12 protein-coding genes are annotated in these 14,558 nt (G+C 59.0%); 6 read left to right on the forward strand and 6 right to left on the reverse strand.

The annotated features are described in order from the left end of the window. Positions 1–2 precede the first annotated feature (2 nt). The 3 genes from FIV08_RS17685 to cysZ form a co-directional block, all read right to left on the reverse strand. Positions 3–2,450, reverse strand: coding sequence for an acyl-CoA dehydrogenase (locus tag FIV08_RS17685; protein WP_172972297.1), 2,448 nt, complete (start codon positions 2,448–2,450; stop codon positions 3–5). 137 nt (positions 2,451–2,587) lie between these two features. Further along, on the reverse strand, positions 2,588–5,449 hold the full coding sequence (gene rapA / locus FIV08_RS17690; protein WP_152439285.1) for an RNA polymerase-associated protein RapA: 2,862 nt from the start codon (positions 5,447–5,449) through the stop codon (positions 2,588–2,590). A gap of 18 nt (positions 5,450–5,467) precedes the next feature. Further along, entirely contained in the window at positions 5,468–6,217 is a 750-nt protein-coding gene (gene cysZ / locus FIV08_RS17695) for a sulfate transporter CysZ (protein WP_072676103.1), read from the reverse strand. Positions 6,218–6,312: 95 nt separating this feature from the next. Here cysZ and FIV08_RS17700 point away from each other — a divergent pair, with 95 nt between their 5' ends. Continuing rightward, positions 6,313–6,717 (forward strand): VanZ family protein, encoded by a 405-nt coding sequence (locus tag FIV08_RS17700; protein WP_152439286.1) that lies wholly within the window; start codon positions 6,313–6,315, stop codon positions 6,715–6,717. 472 nt (positions 6,718–7,189) lie between these two features. On the opposite strand, the gene FIV08_RS17705 is transcribed toward FIV08_RS17700, so the two are convergent. Then, positions 7,190–7,849, reverse strand: coding sequence for a 50S ribosomal protein L11 methyltransferase (locus tag FIV08_RS17705; RefSeq protein ID WP_152439287.1), 660 nt, complete (start codon positions 7,847–7,849; stop codon positions 7,190–7,192). Between the two features lie 106 nt (positions 7,850–7,955). Here FIV08_RS17705 and mnmH point away from each other — a divergent pair, with 106 nt between their 5' ends. The 5 genes from mnmH (at position 7,956) to FIV08_RS17730 (ending at position 12,533) form a co-directional block, all read left to right on the forward strand. Next, a complete protein-coding gene (gene mnmH / locus FIV08_RS17710; protein WP_152439288.1) occupies positions 7,956–9,065 on the forward strand; it encodes a tRNA 2-selenouridine(34) synthase MnmH in 1,110 nt (369 codons plus the stop codon). Positions 9,066–9,201: 136 nt separating this feature from the next. Beyond that, positions 9,202–10,035, forward strand: a complete 834-nt coding sequence (locus FIV08_RS17715) for a mechanosensitive ion channel family protein (RefSeq protein WP_072676100.1) — start codon at positions 9,202–9,204, stop codon at positions 10,033–10,035. A gap of 160 nt (positions 10,036–10,195) precedes the next feature. Next, positions 10,196–10,753, forward strand: a complete 558-nt coding sequence (locus FIV08_RS17720; RefSeq protein WP_152439289.1) for an aminoacyl-tRNA deacylase — start codon at positions 10,196–10,198, stop codon at positions 10,751–10,753. Between the two features lie 77 nt (positions 10,754–10,830). After that, positions 10,831–12,126, forward strand: a complete 1,296-nt coding sequence (locus FIV08_RS17725) for an FAD-dependent monooxygenase (protein WP_152439290.1) — start codon at positions 10,831–10,833, stop codon at positions 12,124–12,126. A 41-nt stretch (positions 12,127–12,167) separates the two neighbouring features. Further along, positions 12,168–12,533, forward strand: a complete 366-nt coding sequence (locus FIV08_RS17730; RefSeq protein ID WP_152439291.1) for a histidine triad nucleotide-binding protein — start codon at positions 12,168–12,170, stop codon at positions 12,531–12,533. A gap of 375 nt (positions 12,534–12,908) precedes the next feature. Here FIV08_RS17730 and phoU read toward each other — a convergent pair whose 3' ends face one another. After that, the gene (gene phoU, locus FIV08_RS17735; RefSeq protein WP_072676097.1) at positions 12,909–13,631 is read right to left on the reverse strand and encodes a phosphate signaling complex protein PhoU; all 723 of its coding nucleotides are present in this window, start codon (positions 13,629–13,631) and stop codon (positions 12,909–12,911) included. A gap of 30 nt (positions 13,632–13,661) precedes the next feature. Next, positions 13,662–14,549, reverse strand: a complete 888-nt coding sequence (pstB, locus tag FIV08_RS17740; protein WP_152439292.1) for a phosphate ABC transporter ATP-binding protein PstB — start codon at positions 14,547–14,549, stop codon at positions 13,662–13,664. Between the last annotated feature and the right edge of the window lie 9 nt (positions 14,550–14,558).

Genomic DNA, 14,558 nt, shown 5'->3' on the forward strand with positions numbered 1-14,558 from the left:
CGTCAGGCCGGGTTGTGGTCAATCAGGGTATCCTTGTTGCTGGCAAACTCATCAAACGGGAAGTCATCCACGGTGAGCATCTCCAGCACCACCTGCTCATACTGGCGCATGAAATCTGCTTCTTCCTTGGTGTAGATGCCCGCTTCCAGAGCCGCTTCAAAGCGCTCTTCCGGGTGCAATGCCGTCATCGGCAGTTCACCCTTGGCATAGGCCTTGGTGGCTTTGCGGTAGAGCTGCTCGGCCTTGTCGTAATCCTTGAGCAGACCGTTGTAGCGGGCTACCGGATTTTCCACGGTACCTTCGCCATCGGTGGTCCAGGCACCCGCCATCAGCTTGTTGCGGATGGGCGTATCGGTAGAGATCGCCCGCGCCAGCTTGCGCGCCAGATCATCGTGAGGCGTATCCCAGCGACATCCCAGCGGCAAGGTTACTGCCCGCAGGGCCAGGGCCACCGGACGATTCGGCAGGTTCTGCAGGAACTCATCCAGGGCCTGCTCAGTACGGTGTAGCAAAAATGCCAGGCTGTACTGCATCAGCTCTTTCTCGCCTTCCACTGGCTGGGTCTCATGCCAGTTTTTCAGCACCATGGATGCCAGATAAAGGTTGGACAGCATGTCGCCGAGACGGGCGGAGATCAGCTCACGCATTTTCAGCTCACCGCCCAGTGTGGTCATGGCGGCATCGGCACACAGCCCAAAGGCGGAGCTGAACCGTGCCAGGGCCTGGGCATACTTGCGCGAAGCGCTGTCAAACGGCACATCGGCCTTGCCGACGCCCAGGGCCTGGGTGAACGCACGGGCGGCGTTACCAAAGATCAGGCCGGCATGGCCAAAGAACGCCTCATCGAACGCCTTGATGTCGTCATTATCCTTGGCGGCCAGTTCTTTCAGGACGTACGGATGGCAACGGATCGCACCCTGCCCGAAGATCATCAGGCTGCGGGTCATAATGTTGGCACCTTCAACGGTGATTGACACCGCCGCACCGCTGAAACCGATCCCCAGATAGTTACGGGGGCCGAGGGTAACCGTTTTACCACCGTGAACATCCATGGCGTCGGTCAGGATTTCACGCTGGAACTCGGTCAGGTGGTACTTGAGGATCGCCGACGGTACCGCCGGTTTTTCACCCCGGTCGATCATGTTGGCGGTATGGTTCACCGCCGACTGGGCAATGTAGGTTTTCGCAGCAATGCGGGCCAGGGGCGCCTGCACACCCTCCATATCCGCCACCGGCGTATTGAACTGACGGCGAATGCGGGTGAAACCGCCAGCCGTGCCCACGGAGTAGGCGGCAGCACCAGCCGCACCAGACGGCAGGGTGATGCAGCGGCCGACAGACAGGCACTCAACCAGCATACGCCAGCCCTGGCCGGCCATTTCCTGGCCACCGATGATGTAATCCAGCGGGATAAACACGTCTTTGCCCTTGATGGGTCCGTTCATGAACGGAGTACCGATCGGGCAGTGGCGACGACCGATTTCCATGCCGTCGGTGTCCCGGGGAATCAGGGCACAGGTAATGCCGTAGTCTTTGGTGTCACCCAGCAGACCGTCCGGGTCAAACATCCGGAACGCCAGACCCACCACGGTGGCCACCGGCGCCAGGGTAATCCAGCGTTTCTCGAAGTTCAGGCGGATGCCCAGCACTTCCTTGCCATCCACTTTCTGTTTGCAGACGATGCCGGTATCCGGCAGCGACGTTGCATCCGAGCCTGCCCGCGGGCCAGTGAGACCAAAGCAAGGCACTTCACGGCCATCGGCCAGGCGTGGCAAATAGTAGTTTTTCTGTTCTTCGGTGCCGTATTTGACGAGCAGCTCGCCCGGGCCAAGGGAATTGGGTACACCCACGGTCACCATCAGCATTTCGTTGGCCGCCAGCTTCTGCAGCACGGCGGTTTGGGCTTTTGCCGAGAACTCCAGGCCACCGTATTCCTTCGGAATGATCATGCCGAAGAATTTCTCTTTCTTGAGGAAGTCCCACAGTTCTTTCGGCAGGTCAGCCCGCTCCACCGCCAGATCCCAGGCATTGCACATGGAGATCGCCTGGGTACATTGGTTATCAACGAATGCCTGTTCTTCGTCGCTCAACCCGGTATGACGGTTAATCAGCAGGTTATGCCAGTCCGGGCGACCGGTAAACAGCTCGCCGTCCCAGCCCACGGTGCCAGCCTCCAGCGCCACCTTTTCTGTCTCCGAGACCTTGGGCGCCACCTTCTTGAACATGGCGAACACCCGCGGGGTTAGCCAGTTGATCCGGAACTGCGGCAGCCCCGCCATCGCGGTAACGGCCGCACCAACAAATAACACCAGCGCGAGCCAGCCAGAGCCCGAGAAAAGGGCGATCACACCCACCACCGCCATAACACCAATAGCAGGCTTTGCACCGGATTCGCGGCGCAATACAAACAGCAGGCCGCCCAATGCGATCAGAAACAGTATCAACGTCATCACAGGTTCTCTCTGTCTTCCGTGGATTGGAGTCTTTGGACAATAACCAAAGCCTTATAACACTTCGTTACGTTCAACTTACTCTATCAGATGCCATGTTGCCAGATAACGCCCGCAACTCAGCCAGTTAGTCCACTTCAGGAGGTAACAATCACCCGAATACCTTCCAGCGCAAGACTGGCGTGCCCAACCGCTTCCCGGGCCGCGTCCAGCTGGCCGCGCAGAAAGTCGATCTCCTCACTGCGAATCGCCGGGTTTACCCTCTGCAATGCCTCCAGCCTGCGCACCTCCGGAACAAAGCCCGCCTCAACCTGCGCCAGCGCTTGCGCCTGCAGCTGCGCCAGATGCGGCTCTGCCAGTCGCTCAACGTGGTCCACCATGGTTTCCACCTCGGCCCGGATTTTCGGAACGATAGCCTGTGCCGTGCGCCGGCGAATGTTGGAACACAGCTCATTCAGGCGATCATGAGGTAACGCGTTGGACAGGTCCCGGCCATTCACATCCACCACCAGTCGCAGCGGTGAAACCGGCAGATAGCGGGTCAACTGCAGGGACTCCGGCGCCGGGCAGTGTACGGCAAACAAGGCTTCCAGCAGCAGGGTGCCGGGCGGCAGTGCCTTCACGGACAGATTGGCCAGCGCGGCCTTGCCCAGGCCCGAGCTGGTGACAGAATCCATCACGCCGGTCACCATCGGGTGCTCCCAGCTCATGAACGCCATGTCTTCCCGCTGCAGGGCCTGTTCACGCTCCCAGGTGACGGTCAGGCCGTCCTCCGGCAGCTCGGCAACATGGCCAGCCTGGTATTGTTCGCCAGGCTTGAGCACATCGGCATGCTCACTGTGGTCTTCAATATCCACACCCAGAATATCAAACGCCTGCACCATGTAATCACGGACCTGGGCCGAGCTTTCCTCCTGTTCGATACTGGCAATCAAGGCTTCGGCTTCATCCCGGCGGCAGGAGTTGAGCTCAATCAGGGCATCCCGGCCATTGTGCAGCAGGGTTTTCAGCCGCGCAGTTTCCTCGGCGCTGCTCGCCAGCATGGGTTCCAGAGCGGCGTCATCGCCCTCCAGCGCTTTCTGCCACTCGTCACCCACCTGATCGTGAACTGCCACACCTACGGCACAGCTCTCGGCAAAGGCATTCAACCCTTCCTGGAACCAGCGGTACTGCACTTCCTGACTGGTGCCCTGCAAGTAGGGTATGTGAATCCGGATGGCTTCGTTCTGACCGATACGGTCCAGCCGGCCAATTCGCTGTTCCAGCAGGTCCGCGTTGGCGGGCAAATCAAACAAAACCAGGTGATGGGCAAACTGGAAGTTGCGGCCTTCACTGCCGATTTCCGAGCAGATCAGCGCCTGGGCGCCCTGCTCGCTGTCGGCAAAATAGGCGGCGGCACGATCCCGCTCCAGCAGGCTCAGGTGCTCGTGGAAGGCGGCACTGCGAATGCCGGCCCGCAGCTGCAAGTAATGCTCCAGCGCCATGGCGGTATCAGCCCGGGCGCAGATCACCACCACTTTGGCTGGTCGCAGGCTGGCCAGTTTTTTCTCCAGCCAGGCCACTCTCGGATCGTCCGCCAGCCATTGTTCTTCCGGCACTGTCTGTTCAGGCGCCAGGCCAACATCGCCGTAGCGGCAGTCATCGTAAAGGGCAGGACACGGCAGAGGTTCCGGCAGCGGCTGGCGCTCCGGGAAGCCCTGAATCGCTGCCCGGGTGTTGCGGAACAGCACCCGGCCAGTGCCGTGCCGGTCCAGCAGCGCATCGATCACCGCCTGATGCGCATCATCCCGGGCCAGAAGCTCCTCCAGTTCATCACCCAGCCAGCCGGCAAGGGCCGTTTCGTCTTCAGGGCTGATGTGGTCCGGGGTTTCAAGCAGCCGGCGCACCACTTTGTTGATCGTCTCGTATTGCTGTTCCTCCTCCCGGAACGCGTCCAGGGAGTGGAACCGTGCGGGGTCCAGCAACCGCAAACGGGCGAAATGACTGGCCACACCCACCTGCTCCGGTGTGGCCGTCAGCAGCAGCAGGCCTTTGCTGGCCTCAGACAGGCTTTCAACCACCTGATATTCCGGGCTGGCCTGCTCCGGCGACCAGGCCAGGTGGTGGGCTTCGTCTACCACCATCAGATCCCAACCCGCCGCCAGGGCATGGTTGCGGGCCTGTTCGCTTTCAACCAGAAAATCGAGACTGCACAACACCAGCTGGTCTGCCTCGAACGGGTTGACGCTGTCGTCGTCACCGAAGATGTGGTTTACCAACGCGTCCACATCGTCTTCCTGGGCCTTGATGTCGTCGTAGCGGCTTTGATCCACAATAGAAAAACGCAGGTTGAAGCGGCGCAGCATTTCCACCAGCCACTGGTGAATCAGCGAATCCGGCACCACAATCAGCGCCCTTCGGGCCCGGCCGGTGTGCAGCTGATAGTGCAGGATCAGGCCAGCCTCTATGGTTTTGCCCAGCCCCACCTCATCGGCCAGCAACACTCTGGGGGCATGGCGGCGCGCCACTTCGTGGGCAATGTACAGCTGGTGCGGCAGATGCTGGGTGCGCGCACCAATTAATCCCTGGGCCGGGGAGGCCCGCAGGCGGTCCAGGTGCTGAAGGGTAGACACCCGCAACCGGAAAGCGCCGTTTCGGTCAAACTGACCGGCGAACAGACGCTGGTGCGGGGCCGAAAAATTGACCGAACCGGCCAGCTTTACCTCGGAGATCTGCTGGATATTTTCGCCGTCATCGGCGTGGTACATCAGAACACCGTGGAGATCCTCGACGGCACGAACAATGTAACGCTCGCCGTCAAAGGTCTCTATCTCCTCACCCAGCTGGTAGACAATGCGCGACAAAGGCGCATTATCGATGGCATAGGTGCGCTCTTCATCGGCCGCCGGAAACCCCAGGGTAACTCTGCGCCCCGAGATGTCGGTAACGATACCCAAACCCAAAGCGGTATCGCTGTGGCTCACCCAACGCTGACCGATGACAAATTCCGATGTTTCCAAGAAACCTCCGCAAGCAAGTTACTGTTGATTCGATGTATTTTCCCGCACCCAGTAGGCAGTTGCTCCGCACACTGCAGCCGGCACCACCACCAGATTAAGCACCGGCACCATGGCCGCCAGGGCCACCGGCAAGCCGAAACCCAGTGCTGACAGCCGCTGGGCCGCAAGATCCCGGCGCAAACGGGCAAAACTGACTTTATGGTTGTCCGCCGGATAATCCACGTACTGCAACGCCATCATCCAGCTGTTGAACAGGAACCAGAGTAAGGCCGCCACCAGGTTGACGACCGGAATCAGGCCTATGATGAACAGGCCCAGGGCGCGGGGAAGGTAATAGGCGATCTTCTGGACCTCGCGCCAGAGAATTCGCGGGGTATCCTTCAGCAGCGCCGCCCAGCCTTCGTCCGGATTGACTTCCTGGCCGGTCAGGTGCTTTTCGGTAAGTTCGGCCAGATAACCGTAGAACGGCGAGCCGATAAGATTGGCAACAATCACGAAACCGTAGGCCAGCATCAGCAGAATCACGACGCCGTAAAGTAACCAGAACAGCCAGTCCAGTGCCTGCAACCAGGCCCAATCCGGCAGCCAGGCCATGGCCCCGGCGATCAAGACTGAAAACAGCTCCGCCATGAAATAGAACATCACACCAAACAGGAGGATGTTGAGCACAAGGGGAATGATGACAAACAGGCGCAGGCCCGGCAGGCGGATCAGCCTGAAACCTTCACCCAGATAACCCAGTCCTCTGAAAAAGTTACCCTTGAGCATCACCGATGATCCTCCGCTGCCATGACAAAAACGGGGCGCAAAGCATATCATGTCAGGATCGTTCCCACAGCCTGCAACCACACCCGGATGACTTGATGCTCCCATTTCAGCAAACCGTCTCTACCCTTCTGCGCATGCGCCGGCTCTGGCAGGCAGTCTTGCTGATCTCGGTGGCCGCCATCCTGTACCTGGCCACAACCAGCTCCAGCTACCCCATCCCTGCAGCCGCCAACGACAAGGTCAACCACATTATTGCGTTTATTGAATTGACCATTGTCACCCGGCTGGCCTGGCCTCGCCTGAGTGCATTCTGGTACGCCCCTGCCCTGCTGGGCTTCGGCCTGGCACTCGAAGCGGTCCAGGCCAACCTCCCCTATCGGGATTTTTCCATGGCCGATGTTCTGGCGGATGCCCTGGGCATTGCAATCGGCATGCTGCCCTGGCCGGGCATCCGCAATGCCGGCGAAGTGGATTTGAGAAATTCGCCCGACTCTGTGTGAGACATTTCCTACAAGCATGTAAGAACATGTAGCCGCGTAGCGTGCGCAGACGCGAGCGCTCACCCAGAAAATTAATCTATGTTAATGATTTTGAACAAAAAATATTGATGCCCGCAGTTTCGTGTTCAACAAATCGTGCACAGTTCACACGTCTGTAAAGGTGGGATTGGTATGATGTTCAACGTCAAGGATGACAGGGAAAAGGACGACGCACCGGACGCACCCCTGCATGGATTGTGGGGAGAGGCAAGGACACAGGGACGCCTCGCTTAAGGGATAACGAATTGGATGGCTGGCTCGGACGCCGGCACCAGGGAACGGACGCAAGGACTGGCAACAAGGCAGTTGCCCACCGCGCACGGAGGCGCCAACCTGTTCCGAATCTGAACTGCTCAGGATGGCGGTTCAGTACCTGCAAAGGGCAGCCCGAGGGTTGCCCTTTATTTTTTCTGCCACGCCTGACGGCTTGCGGCTACACCCTGCCCCGCGCGAAATAAATGCGCACCTTGTTGAACTCCTCGAATTCATTCAGATCCGGCCAGGTTCTGGCCTCAATCACTGCCTGCTTTTTATAGGCCGGATTGGCCAGGTTCCTGATTCTGGAGTCTGCCAGCAACACCTGTTCAGCGGACGCACGAAAGGCCTCCAGCAACGGCCGGTTTTCCGGGTCGTACAACACATCAGCCGCGGTGATCAGGTCCAGATGCCCGGGCCGCTGCGCCCAGTCTGCGCACAGCTCCACCTGCACGCCGTTCAACTCAGCGTTGGCTGCAGCAGCATCCAGCGCTGCCGGATCAATATCGCAGGCAATGGCCCGCGCGGCCCCCGCCCGGGCTGCCGCTACCGCGACCACACCTGATCCGGAGCCGAAATCCAGAACCGTCTTGCCCGCCACCAGCATCGGGTGGTCCAGAATCCACTGGGCCAACACCTGGCCACTGGCCCAGCAAAACGACCAATAGGCCGGCTCCGCCACGACCGCCTGGGCTTCGTCATGACTTATTGGCCCCTCAAGCACAGACGGATCAAACAGGTAAAGCGGCAAACTCGGGCAGCCGGCCGGCGCCGATTGGGCCACCCGGCCGCGACTAAGGGTTTTGCGCAGGTGCAGATTGAGTGTTTCCGGATTCATCACTGGTCCTTTCAGGCCGTTTCCGAGGCGGCATTGTACCCTTTGGCCGGGATATCAACAGTCCGGTATACTGCCGCCTCACTCTGAGTAACAGCGACTCGTGGAAATGGCCAGCAGACCCGACACCGATGACTACCTCAACCTGTTCTTGAACGACATCCCGTTAATGGATGTGCGGGCACCGGTGGAGTTTGCCAAAGGCAGTTTTCCCTGTGCTGAAAATGCACCGCTGATGAACGATGACGAACGGCACCGGGTGGGTATCTGCTACAAGGAGAAAGGTCAGGACGAAGCCATCAAGCTGGGCCATCAACTGGTCTCAGGCGACATCAAGGCGCAGCGCATAGAAGCCTGGAACCGCTTCATCGCCAGACACCCCGAGGGATACCTTTTCTGCTTTCGTGGCGGGCTACGCTCACGGCTGACCCAGCAATGGATCAAAGACGCAGGCATTGACTACCCCCTGGTGAAGGGTGGCTACAAGGCGCTTCGGCGTTTCCTGATCGACAGCCTGGACCAACTGATTGCCAACGGTGATTACCGGATTCTCAGCGGACGCACCGGCACTGGCAAAACCCGCGTCCTGCTTGGCCTGCCCAATCCGGTCGACCTTGAAGGACTGGCCAACCACAGAGGCTCCAGTTTTGGCCGACAGGTTACGCCGCAACCTTCCCAGATAGACTTCGAGAACCGTGTGGCGGTTGCCATGCTGAAGGCGCATCACCTGACTGGTGGCTCAATCTACCTGGAAGATGAAAGCCGACTGATCGGCCGCTGCGCCCTGCCGGAGTCCCTGCGGGCACGAATGGCGGAATCGCCGTTGATGATTCTGGAACAACCCATGGAAGAGCGGGTTGCGATCATTCGCGCCGACTACGTAGAGGCCATGCTGCAGGACTACATTTCAAGAGACGGTGAAGAGGCCGGCTGGCTCAACTTCCGGGATTACCTGCTCAGCGCCCTGGACCGGATACGCCGGCGCCTGGGTGGTGAACGCTACCAGCAGCTCCGAGACCTGATGATCCAGGCGCTCGACCAGCAGCAGGCGAACGGCGCCCTGGACGGCCACGATGCCTGGATCGAAGCTCTGCTCAAAGACTACTACGACCCGATGTACGACTACCAGCTCAGCCAGAAACAGGGGCGGATTCTTGTACGCGGCAATCCGGAAACCATTCGCGACTACGCCAGAAACCACCACAAGCTCCTGAAATAAAGCGATTACAACATCTCTACGCAATGCAGGTTTAATCCATTTGTGCTCTATACTGCGTAGAGTCAGATTCCCTTGCGGCAATCGATTGTCCAGGCAGTTACACCTCAAAAAACACTAACGAACAAGGAGCTCCCCTATGGAAGACCTCTTCAGTGCCGACGGGCAGGCTACCCAATGGATGGATCAGGCAGTCGCCCTGACCATGGCCTATGCCCCCAAGGTGTTGCTGGCCATCATAACCCTGATCGTGGGTATGTGGCTGATCAACCGTTTTGTTTCGGTTCTTGACAAGAAACTGGGCCAAAAAGACCCCACCCTGAACAAATTCCTGTGCGGCCTGATTGGCGCCGTGCTCAAGATCATGCTGCTGATTTCGGTCGCCTCCATGATCGGCATTGCGACCACGTCGTTCATCGCGGTTATCGGTGCCGCCGGTCTGGCCATTGGCCTGGCGCTGCAAGGCAGCCTGGCGAACTTTGCCGGTGGTGTACTGATCCTGATCTTCAAGCCCTTCAAGGTAGGCGACACCATTGAAGCCCAGGGCTACCTTGGCGCCGTGGCGGAAATCCAGATTCTCTACACCGTGGTAAACACCTTCGACAACCGCCGTATCGTCATCCCTAACGGCAGCCTGTCCAACGCAACGCTGGTTAACGTCAGCATCTATGACAAACGCCGCTGCGACATGACCTTCGGCATTCACTATGACGACGACATCGACAAGGCCAAAGCCATTCTTCAACGCCTGTTTGACGAAGATGAGCGCTCACTGAAAGACCCGGCACCGCGAATTTGTGTTGGGGCCCTCGGTGACAGCTCTGTCGACCTCATGTTCCGTGCCTGGGTGGCCACTGACGACCTCTGGCCGTACTACTGGGACATGCAAGAGAAGGTGAAAAAGGCCTTTGACGCAGAAGGTATCACCATTCCGTTCCCTCAGCGCGATGTACACATGTACAAGGCCGAATGACGCGAACGGTTACACACAAATACAGATGGATACTCGCAAACAGCTCAACCTGGGCTAAGCTGACGGTAAGAAGGGGCGCCCGCCCCTCTTGCCATCGGGGCCAGGCCCGGGAAGGCGGATGGCTCCACAACACCGACCATGCTGTCAGGAGGTTGTGACTATGCCGGTGAAGCAGTTAACAGAGTTCCTGGACGAGGCAGGTGTGGAATACATGTGCCTCTCCCATCCCCCTGCCTTCACGGCCCAGCAGCTGGCTCATCACGTCAAGATCGCCGGCGACCGGGTTGTTAAAACCGTCATCATCGAACTCGATGGCAAAATGGCCATGCTGGTGATGCCCGCTACCTGGCGGGTGCGCTGGGATCGGCTCTCCCGAGTGCTGGACACCGATTTCGTGGATCTTGCCGACGAACAGGAATTCCAGGACCGATTTCCCGAGTGCGAGGTGGGCGCCATGCCACCGTTCGGCAACCTGTTCGGCATGACGGTCTATTGCGCCGAAGTGCTGACGGAGCAGCCGGAACTGGCCTTCGCCGCCGGCACCCACACCGAATCCATTCACATGAAAACCGCAGATTTCCTGCAACTGGTCCACCCCATGGTGATCAACCAGGGCTTCACCCGGCCAGGCGCCCAGAAACCGGCCTGGCTGACGAAAGGCCGTCAACGGCCGGAAACCGCTGAGGAAAAGACCGTCTCCAGACTCGCGGGGTACTGAAACCCGGCGGATTGATCCCGGTCGCTTGTCTGGCCCGTGGCATCGCCTAAACTGATGCCATCAGACAGGAACCGGATATGACCCAAGCATTTGACATCATCATCGTTGGCGCCGGCATGGTCGGCGCCGCCCTTGCCAATGGCCTTGGCCAGCAGGGCATCACGGTCGGCCTGATTGACAAGGCCGAGCCCTCGGACTTTGACGCGGATGCCAGCCCCGATATCCGGGTATCAGCGCTCAGTGCCGGCAGCGAGCGCTATCTGCAAAGCCTGGGCGCCTGGCGCCGCATTCAGGCCATGCGCGCCACACCCTATCGCCGCCTGGCGGCGTGGGACGAGACCCCGCACCCACTCAGCCGTCTGCTGCCCGGCTCGTTGACCGAAGTGGAATTCAGCGCGGCCGATCTCGGCGCAAGCCATCTGGGCCATATCGTCGAAAACTGCATCACCCAGAACGCCCTGTGGCAAACCTTACAGGACGAACCCAACGTCACGCTGATTACCGGCCAGGGGCTCAAGGCACTGACACAGAATGCCGAGCGTGCAACGATCACCCTGGACGATGGTACAGAACTGAGCGCCCAACTGATTGTCGGGGCCGACGGCGCCATGTCCAGAGTGCGGGAACTGGCCGGCATTGGCGTGACCCGTGATCAGTACGAACAACAAGCCATGGTGATTTCGGTCCGCTACCTGGGCCAGCCCGAGGACATTACCTGGCAGGGCTTTTACCCCAGCGGCCCCAGAGCCTTCCTGCCGTTACACAATGCAGGTGAGCAACACCCCGGCGAAACCTGGGGATCACTGGTGTGGTACGACAGCCCAGCCCGCCTTGCCGAACTGAAGGCCATGGACAACAGCACCCTGATGGCGGAAATTTACAGGGCTTTCCCGGCGCGCCTGCCGCCGCTGACCCACATCGACGCCAAAGCCAGCTTCCCCATCGCCCGACAGCACGCCAAACACTATTTCCTGAACCGCGTGGTACTGGCCGGCGACTCCGCCCACACCATCAACCCCCTGGCCGGCCAGGGGGTAAATCTCGGCTTTCAGGACGCCCAATGCCTGCAGGGCCTGCTGAAAGAGGCCCGGCGCAGCGGCGATGACCTGGCCGGTGAACGCTGGTTGGCACTTTATGAAAAGCAACGCCGACCCGCCAACCGCCGCATGATGCTGGCCATGGACCTGTTCTACCATCTGTTCAGCAACGCCATCCCGCCGGTACACCTGGCCCGCAACCTGGGGCTTGGCGCTGCCCGCGCTTTGCCCTTCGCCCGCAACGGTGTAGCTCGCTACGCCATGGGCCTGGACGAGGAGCTGCCGGCCGTGGTCAGGCAGATTACTTCCCGGATTCCGGGTCTGAATCAGCTTTAACACCGAACAATAACCCCAAGGACAACCGAAAAGGAGCCACCATGTCAGAGACGATTTTCACCAAGATCATCAACCGGGAAATCCCCGCCGACATTCTCTACGAGGATGACGTTGCCCTGGCGTTCAGCGACATCAATCCTCAGGCGCCGGTGCATTTCCTGGTTATCCCGAAGAAGGCCATTGCCACGATCAACGACATCACCGAGGATGATCGGGAAGTGGTGGGGCATCTGTATGTGGTGGCAGCGAAGATTGCCAAAGAGAAAGGGTTTGCCGACGATGGCTATCGGGTTGTGATGAACTGCGGGGAAAATTCGGGGCAGACAGTGTTCCATATCCACCTGCACGTTCTTGCCGGCAAACCGCTGGGCTGGCCGCCTTATACTGACAAGATGAAGCAGGCCTGATTCTTCTACCTTCTTTTCCGGCACGCGGCTTAGGAGTAGGCATCCGAGCCGGTAGTGCTGTTCGGGAGACGCTCAAGGCATCCATGCGCGCTTAGCTTTGGCCATCCATGGCCAAAGATACTCCCGAACAGCACTACCGGCCCGGCTGCACCAGGCCTGGTGCCAAGCCTTCCAAAGCATCGAGTCTCAGGCTAGGGAAACCCATGCCTTGGTTCGGCTGGCTGGTGTGCGGGTTGGCTTTACGGGACTATCTTTCGCCAGGGATGGCGAAAGCTAAGCGCCCACGGATGGCTTGAGCGTGTCCCGTAAAGCCAACCCGCATGCCAGCCCTCCTCCAAAGCCCGCCCCCACGACAACGGGAACGGGATTTTAACGTTAACGGCCAACCACCTTCTCGGCTTCTTCCACGGGCGTATGGCGAACATCCTCGCCTTTGACCATGAAGATGACGTTCTCGGCAATGTTACAGGCGTGATCACCCACCCGCTCCAATGCCCGCAGAACCCACATCACCGACATACAGCGTGAAATGTTGCGAGTATCTTCCATCATGAACGTCAGCAACGTACGAGCCGCTGCCTGATACTCCTCATCTACCCGCTTGTCTTCCTTCATCACCCGCAGCGCCTGCTCCGAATCCAGACGCGCAAACGCATCCAGCGCATCGTGCAGCATGCTCAGCACATGCGTGGTAATGTGGCGAATTTCAACATATCCACGGGGCGCCTGACCTTCCTCAGACAGCTTGATGGCCATCTTGGCGATCTTCTTGGCCTCATCGCCAACCCGCTCAAGATCCGCCACCATCTTGATCACCGCAATCACCAACCGTAAATCCCGAGCCGTGGGCTGGCGGCGGGCGATGATCAGCGTGGCCTCCTCATCCAGATCCACTTCCATCCGGTCAACCTTCTTGTCTCCCGCACGGACGTCTTCGGCCTGGTGACCATCACCGTCTACCAGCGCCTGAACTGCGCGCTCAACCTGGCTTTCAACCAGACCACCCATGTTCAGAAACTGGGTTTTCAGTTCGGTCAGCTCGTCATTGAACTTGTGGGAAATGTGATCCCCGTATACATCGTCCTTTTTATTCGGCATATCTGATATCTCCAGTGTTCCCCGGTGCCCTTAACCAAAGCGGCCAGTAATGTAGGATTCCGTCAGTTGGTGCTCCGGCGAGGTGAATACCTTGTCAGTCTCATTCACCTCCACCAGGTGGCCCAGATGGAAATAGGCTGTACGGTTAGAAACCCTGGCTGCCTGCTGCATGGAGTGGGTCACAATCACGATGGTGTAACTCTCCGACATCTCAGCAATCAGCTCTTCCACTTTTGCGGTGGCGATCGGGTCCAGGGCCGAGCATGGCTCGTCCATCAGGATCACTTCCGGACTAACAGCAATGGCCCGGGCGATACACAGGCGCTGCTGCTGGCCGCCAGACATACCGGTCGCGGTGGCACCCAGGCGATCTTTCACCTCATCCCAAAGACCGGCTTTGCGCAAGCTGTTTTCAACAATCTCATCAAGATCGGATTTTCGGTTGGCAAGACCATGAATTCGTGGGCCGTAGGCCACGTTGTCGTAGATCGACTTGGGGAACGGGTTCGGCTTCTGGAACACCATGCCCACCCGGGCTCGCAGTTCAACAACGTCCCGTTTCGGGTCATAAATATCGTGCTCGTCGATCATCAACTGACCTTTGACCCGGCAGATATCAATGCTGTCGTTCATCCGGTTCAGGCACCGCAGAAAGGTCGATTTGCCGCAGCCGGAGGGCCCGATAAAGGCAATGACTTCGTTGCGGCCAATGTCCAGGCTGACGTTCTTTATAGCCCGATCCTGACCATAAAACACTTCCACATTACGCAGCTTGAACTTGGGATCATCAGCGTAGGGGATCCCAACGGTCGCACCTTCTTCAATGACCGTTTCCGCTGGCCGCTCGTCTTTTACCGGGACAATGGTCTCTTCCGGCATGTCCGCCTCACTCGTGATTGTCGGATTCATGGTATTCATTAGTACTCT

This window comes from Marinobacter sp. THAF197a, assembly GCF_009363275.1.
GTDB lineage: Bacteria > Pseudomonadota > Gammaproteobacteria > Pseudomonadales > Oleiphilaceae > Marinobacter.

Bases quoted from the DNA above. Each gene is read 5' to 3' on its own strand.
- FIV08_RS17685 (WP_172972297.1), bottom strand. From the start codon at position 2,450: ATGACGTTGATACTGTTTCTGATCGCATTGGGCGGCCTGCTGTTTGTA.
- cysZ (WP_072676103.1), bottom strand. From the start codon at position 6,217: ATGCTCAAGGGTAACTTTTTCAGAGGACTGGGTTATCTGGGTGAAGGT.
- FIV08_RS17700 (WP_152439286.1), top strand. From the start codon at position 6,313: ATGCTCCCATTTCAGCAAACCGTCTCTACCCTTCTGCGCATGCGCCGG.
- FIV08_RS17705 (WP_152439287.1), bottom strand. From the start codon at position 7,849: ATGAATCCGGAAACACTCAATCTGCACCTGCGCAAAACCCTTAGTCGC.
- mnmH (WP_152439288.1), top strand. From the start codon at position 7,956: ATGGCCAGCAGACCCGACACCGATGACTACCTCAACCTGTTCTTGAAC.
- FIV08_RS17715 (WP_072676100.1), top strand. From the start codon at position 9,202: ATGGAAGACCTCTTCAGTGCCGACGGGCAGGCTACCCAATGGATGGAT.
- FIV08_RS17720 (WP_152439289.1), top strand. From the start codon at position 10,196: ATGCCGGTGAAGCAGTTAACAGAGTTCCTGGACGAGGCAGGTGTGGAA.
- FIV08_RS17725 (WP_152439290.1), top strand. From the start codon at position 10,831: ATGACCCAAGCATTTGACATCATCATCGTTGGCGCCGGCATGGTCGGC.
- FIV08_RS17730 (WP_152439291.1), top strand. From the start codon at position 12,168: ATGTCAGAGACGATTTTCACCAAGATCATCAACCGGGAAATCCCCGCC.
- phoU (WP_072676097.1), bottom strand. From the start codon at position 13,631: ATGCCGAATAAAAAGGACGATGTATACGGGGATCACATTTCCCACAAG.
- pstB (WP_152439292.1), bottom strand. From the start codon at position 14,549: ATGAATACCATGAATCCGACAATCACGAGTGAGGCGGACATGCCGGAA.